Source organism: Nonomuraea lactucae (assembly GCF_003313395.1).
Lineage (GTDB): Bacteria > Actinomycetota > Actinomycetes > Streptosporangiales > Streptosporangiaceae > Nonomuraea > Nonomuraea lactucae.
In genome coordinates, this window is sequence record NZ_QNFZ01000115.1 from 1 (window position 1) to 5,739 (window position 5,739).

General features: G+C 71.8%; 5 protein-coding genes. All 5 read right to left on the reverse strand.

Going from position 1 to position 5,739, the window contains the following annotated elements; genetic code table 11:
* On the reverse strand, nucleotides 1-372 hold a 372-nt coding region (locus tag DQW85_RS08085), incomplete at its 3' end, for a (2Fe-2S)-binding protein (protein WP_205314963.1).
* A complete protein-coding gene (locus DQW85_RS08090) occupies nucleotides 369-647 on the reverse strand; it encodes a sarcosine oxidase subunit delta (RefSeq protein WP_113699750.1) in 279 nt (92 codons plus the stop codon). The genes DQW85_RS08090 and DQW85_RS08085, both read right to left, overlap by 4 nt.
* Nucleotides 648-656: 9 nt before the next feature.
* Entirely contained in the window at nucleotides 657-1,889 is a 1,233-nt protein-coding gene (locus DQW85_RS08095) for a sarcosine oxidase subunit beta family protein (RefSeq protein WP_113699751.1), read from the reverse strand.
* Nucleotides 1,886-3,142, reverse strand: coding sequence for a serine hydroxymethyltransferase (gene glyA, locus DQW85_RS08100; protein WP_113699752.1), 1,257 nt, complete (start codon nucleotides 3,140-3,142; stop codon nucleotides 1,886-1,888). The genes DQW85_RS08095 and glyA overlap by 4 nt, the downstream gene beginning before the upstream one ends.
* Before the next feature lie 13 nt (nucleotides 3,143-3,155).
* A complete protein-coding gene (locus DQW85_RS08105; RefSeq protein ID WP_113699753.1) occupies nucleotides 3,156-5,558 on the reverse strand; it encodes a GcvT family protein in 2,403 nt (800 codons plus the stop codon).
* Nucleotides 5,559-5,739: the final 181 nt, after the last annotated feature.

The window sequence follows — 5,739 nt, forward strand, 5'->3', positions numbered from 1 at the left end:
CGCGCCGACCACCAGGACGTCGCAGTGGGCGTGGACGGCGTCGTAGCGGGCCGGGTCGGGCGCGGCGGCCAGCCGGCCCTGGCCGGCGAGGCTCCGCGCGGCCAGGCCGTCGTACAGCTCGACGGTGGTGGCGGGCAGCATCGGCTCGGGGAACGGCTCTTCGATCTGGACGACCGCGCTGGGCTCCTCGCTGCCCGCGGAGAAGACGCCGCGCGGGCGGCCCAGCTTGACGCTGGTAGCTACCCGGCGCACGCCGTTGGCGAGCAGCGCGGAGGCGAGGGTGTCGCCGGGGTGACCGGTGTACTCCCGCCCGTCGAACCGGAACCGCAGGGTCCGCGAGCGGTCCACCCGCCCGCCGCTGTCGCGCCTCATGAGGTCACCGGCCGCGGCTCGCCCGCCCGGTAGACGGCGTGGATCTCGTTGGTCGCGGTGTCGCGCAGGGCGTTGAACCAGCGGCGGCAGCCCGCCGAGTGGCTCCACCGCTCGGCGAAGACACCCTTGGGGTTGTCGCGGAAGAACAGGTAGCGGGCCCACTCCTCGTCGGAGAGCGCGGCCGGATTGTCCGGGTAGGCGACGTGGGCCTGACCTCCGTAGTGGAACTCGGCCTCCTCGCGTGGGCCGCACCACGGGCATGGGATCAGCAGCATGTGACGTCCTCAGTGCGCGACCGCGGCGGCGCCGTGCTCGTCGACGAGCGCCCCGGTGACGAATCGGTCAAGGGAGAAGGGTGCGGTGAGCGGGTGCGGCTCGTCAGCGGCCACCGTGTGGGCGAAGCACCAGCCCACGCCGGGGGTGGCCTTGAAGCCGCCGGTGCCCCAGCCGCAGTTGAGGTAGAGGCCGTCGACCGGGCTGAGCCCGACGATCGGCGAGGCGTCCGGCGAGACGTCCACGACGCCGCCCCAGGTCCGCAGCACGTGCGCCCGCGCGAAGACCGGGAACAGCTCCAGCGCCGCGGCCATCTGCCGCTCGATGATGTGGAACGCGCCGCGCTGGCGGTAGGAGTTGGCCGCGTCGATGCCCGCTCCCATCACCAGTTCTCCCTTGTGGGCCTGGCTGACGTACACGTGGACGGCGTTGGACATGACGACCGTCGGGTGCACGGGCTCCAGCAGTTCGGAGACGAGCGCCTGCAGCGGGTGGCTCTGCAGGGGCAGGTCGATGCCCGCGGTCGCGGCGACCACCGAGGTGTGCCCGGCCGCGCAGAGCGCCACCCGCCCGGCCCCGATCGTCCCCCGCGTGGTCTCGACGCCGGTGACCCGGCCGCCGCTCACCCGCAGCCCGGTGACCTCGCAGTTCTCGATGAACTCGACGCCGAGCTCCGCCGCGGCCCGCGCGTACCCCCAGGCGACGTAGTCGTGCTTGGCGATGCCGGCGCGGGGCTGGAAGGTCGCGCCCAGCACCGGGTAGCGCACGTCGGGCGAGACGTTCACGATCGGGCAGACCTCTCTGACCTGCTCCGGGTCCAGCCACTCGGCGTCCACGCCGTTGAGCCGGTTGGCCTCCACCCGCCGGACGCTGTCGCGTACGTCCTGGAGGCTGTGCGCGAGGTTGAGCACGCCGCGCTGGCTGAACAGCAGCGGGTAGTCGAGCTCCTCCTCCAGCCCTTCCCAGAGCTTGAGCGCGTGCTCGTAGATGCCCGCGCTCTCGTCCCACAGGTAGTTCGACCGGATGATGGTGGTGTTGCGCGCCATGTTGCCGCCGGCCAGCCAGCCCCGCTCCAGGACCGCGACGTCGGTGATGCCGTGGTTCTTGGCCAGGTAATAGGCGGTGGCCAGGCCGTGGCCGCCCCCGCCGACGATCACCACGTCGTACGAGGACCTGGGTTCGGCCGCGTTCCACAACCGGTCGGGGTGCTCGGGCAGGTCGGCCCCGGGCGGGCGAGTGGTCATCGGGCCTCTCCGTAGAGGGGGTGCTTGCCGGCGAGGGCCTCGACCCTGCCGCGCAGGAACGACAGGTCGGCGCCGGGCGTCAGGGCGTTCGCGATGATGTCGGCGACCTCCCTGAAGTCGGCGGCGGCGAACCCGCGCGTGGCCAGGGCGGGCGTGCCGATGCGCAGCCCGGAGGTGACCATCGGCGGGCGCGGGTCGAACGGCACGGCGTTGCGGTTGACCGTGATGCCGGCCGCGTGCAGCCGGTCCTCGGCCTGTTTGCCGTCGAGTTCGGAGTCGCGCAGGTCGACGAGCACCAGGTGCACGTCGGTGCCCCCGGTGAGCACCTTCACCCCGGCGGCGACCGCGTCGGGGGCGAGCAGCCGGTCGGCGAGGATCCGCGCCCCCTCCAGCGTGCGCCGCTGCCTGTCGCGGAAGGCGTCCTCGGCGGCGACCTTGAACGCGACGGCCTTGGCGGCGATGACGTGCTCCAGCGGGCCGCCCTGCTGCCCGGGGAACACCGCCGAGTTGATCTTCTTGGCGAGGTCCGCGGTGGACAGGACCACGCCGCCGCGCGGGCCGCCGAGGGTCTTGTGGGTGGTCGTGGTGACCACGTGGGCGTGCGGCACGGGCGAGGGGTGCAGGCCCGCCGCCACCAGGCCGGCGAAGTGCGCCATGTCCACCATGAGGTGGGCGTCCACCTCGTCGGCGATCCGGCGGAAGGCCGCGAAGTCGAGCCGCCGGGGGTAGGCCGACCAGCCAGCGATGATCATCTTGGGGCGGTGCTCGCGGGCGAGCCGCTCGACCTCCTCCATGTCCACCAGGTGGTCGCTCTCGCGCACGTGGTAGGCGACCACGTTGTAGAGGCGGCCGGAGAAGTTGATGCGCATGCCGTGGGTGAGGTGGCCGCCGTGGGCCAGGTCGAGTCCGAGGATGGTGTCGCCGGGCTCCAGCAGGGCCGACATGGCCGCCGCGTTGGCCTGCGCGCCCGAGTGGGGCTGCACGTTGGCCGCCTCCGCGCCGAACAGGGCTTTCACCCGGTCGATGGCGAGCTGCTCGATCACATCCACGTGCTCGCAGCCGCCGTAGTAGCGCCTGCCCGGGTAGCCCTCGGCGTACTTGTTGGTGAGGACCGAGCCCTGGGCCGTCATGACCGCCTGGGGCGCGAAGTTCTCCGACGCGATCATCTCCAGCGTCGAGCGCTGCCGGGCCAGCTCCGCGCCGATGGCGGCGTGGACCTCGGGGTCCACCACTTCCAGCGGGGTGTCGATCATGTGACGTCCTTTCCTAACCGCGCAGCCGGGTCATCGCCGGGTCGAACAGGGGCTCCTCGGCCACCACGGCCTCGACCCGCCGGTCGAAGTAGCCGATGTGGACGGTCCGGCCCGGGGTGGCGAGCGAGGAGGGCAGCCACGCGTAGGCGATGCCCTTGCCGATCGTGTAGCCGTAGGCGGCGCTGGTGACGTAGCCAGCGGGCCGCTCGCCGTCGTACACCGGCTCCTTGCCCATGACCACCTCGTCGGTGAGCAGGCAGGTGAGCCTGCGGGTGACCGACTCCTTGCGGGCGAGCAGCGCCTCGCGGCCGATGAAGTCGCCCTTGTCCAGCTTGACGGCGAAGCCGAGACCCGCCTCGTACGGGTCGTGCTCGAAGGTCATGTCGGTGCCGAACGAGCGGTAGCCCTTCTCCAGCCGCAGGCTGGTGAAGGCGCCCCGGCCGGCGGCGATGACGCCGTGCTCCTGGCCGGCCTCCCACAGCGTGTCCCAGAGCTTGAGGCCCATGTCGGAGGTGGTGTAGATCTCCCAGCCCAGCTCGCCGACGTAGGACAGGCGGAGCATGGTGACCGGCACGTTGCCGAGGTAGGCGCGGGTGCCGCGGAAGTAGCGCAGCGCGGTCAGGTCGGCGGTGGTCAGCGGCTGGACGAGGTCGCGCGCCCTGGGCCCCCAGACGCCGACGCAGCAGGTGCCGGGGGTGATGTCGCGGATGTGCACGTCGGGCGTGCGGTGCCGGTCGAACCAGTCGAGGTCGAGGTTGCCGTTCGCGCCCACCTGGAACCGCTGCGGGCCGAGGCGGGCCACGGTGACGTCGCTGCGAATGCCGCCGTCCACGTCGAGGAGCAGGCAGTACGTCACGGAGCCGACCGACTTGTCCACGTCGCCGGTGGTGAGGCGCTGCAGGAAGGCGACGGCCCCGGGGCCGCTGACCTCGAGGCGCTTGAGCGCGGTCATGTCGTACATGGCGACGGACTCGCGGGTGGCCTGGGCCTCGGCGCCCACGATCGGAGACCAGTACTGCGCGGCCCAGTCCCCCGGCGTGGGGATGTCGCGGCCGTGCAGCAGACGGGTGTTGGAGCCGTACCACTGCGGGCGCTCCCAGCCGGACGCCTCCAGGAAGGTCGCGCCGAGCTCCTGCTGCCTCGGGTGGAACGGGCTGGTGCGTAGCGGGCGCGGGTGCTCCATCGGCTGGAGCGGGTGGATGATGTCGTAGACCTCGATGTAGTTCTGGCAGCCGCGGGCGAGCACGTAGTCGGGCGCGATCTGGTGCGGCTCGAACCTGTTGACGTCGCACTCGTGCAGGTCGAACGAGGTGCAGTGGCCGTCCACCAGCCACTCGGCCATCGCCCGCCCGACCCCGGCGGAGTGGGTCACCCAGACCGCCTCGGCCACCCAGAAGCCCTCGACGTCGCGCGACTCGCCCATCAGCGGCAGGTGGTCGGTGGTGAACGAGAAGAGCCCGTTGATGCCCTCCTCGACCTTGGCCGAGCGGGTGGAGGGGAGGAGCTCCTGGGTCTCGCTCCAGGCGTCGGCGAAGTCTTCCGGGGTGAAGGTGAGCACCGACGGCATGACCTCGGCGGTGTCCACCGACAGGATGTCGTCGGGGCTGACCGGCATGGGGCGGTGGCCGTAGTAGCCGATGCCGAGGGTGTCGAAGCGCTCCCGGTAGTAGAGGTCGGCGTCCTGGTGGCGCAGGATCGGCCGCGACACCTCGACGGTCTGGCCGGCCAGGTCGGGCACCTGCCCGGTCCAGGCGAGCTGGTGGGCGACCGGGGTGAGCGGCAGCTCCATGCCGACCATCCGGGCGACGCGCGGCCCCCAGATCCCGGCGCAGCAGACCACGATGTCGGCGGGGATCTCGCCCTGGTCGGTCACCACGGCGGCGACGCGGCCGTTCTCGGTCCTGACGTCCAGCACCTCGTGCCTGGGCAGGACCCGCGCGCCGCGCTCCCGCGCCCTGGCGAGCTGGGCGTCGACGGCCTTGACCGCCCTGGCGAGGCCGTCGGTGGGGATGAACAGCCCGCCGAGCACCTTGTCCGGGTCGAGGAGGGAGTGGCGGGCCACGCTCTCCTCCGGTGAGAGCAGGTGGGCCTCGATCCCCCAGGAGGTGGCCCAGCCGTGGCGGCGACGCAGCTCGGCGAGCCGCTCGGGGGTGGTGGCCACTTCGAGCCCGCCGACCTGGTGGAAGCTGTCCAGGTCGACGAACTTCTCGACGGTGTAGCGGGCCATCTCGGTCATGGTCTTCGAGCCGTTGATCTGGAAGACCAGGCCGGGGGCATGCGAGGAGGAGCCGCCGGTGGCGGGTACGTCTCCCTGGTCGACGACGGTGACATCCGTCCAGCCGCGGGCGGACAGCTCGTCGGCGAGAGCCGCGCCGACCACGCCCGCGCCGATGATGACGACGCTTGGGCCCGTCATAGCCACCTCCGGTTGTTGCGATATATGCAACCAAACGCACTTTTCGCAACAAGCGTCGCTCCCCAGGTTGCGGGTGTCAAGGGTGCGTTCTGTCTTATTCCGTACGGTTTGCGGGGCATAGCTGGGAACGGTCCAAGAACGCACGCGCGCCCGGCCCGGTCGAGACAGGATCGACCGGGCC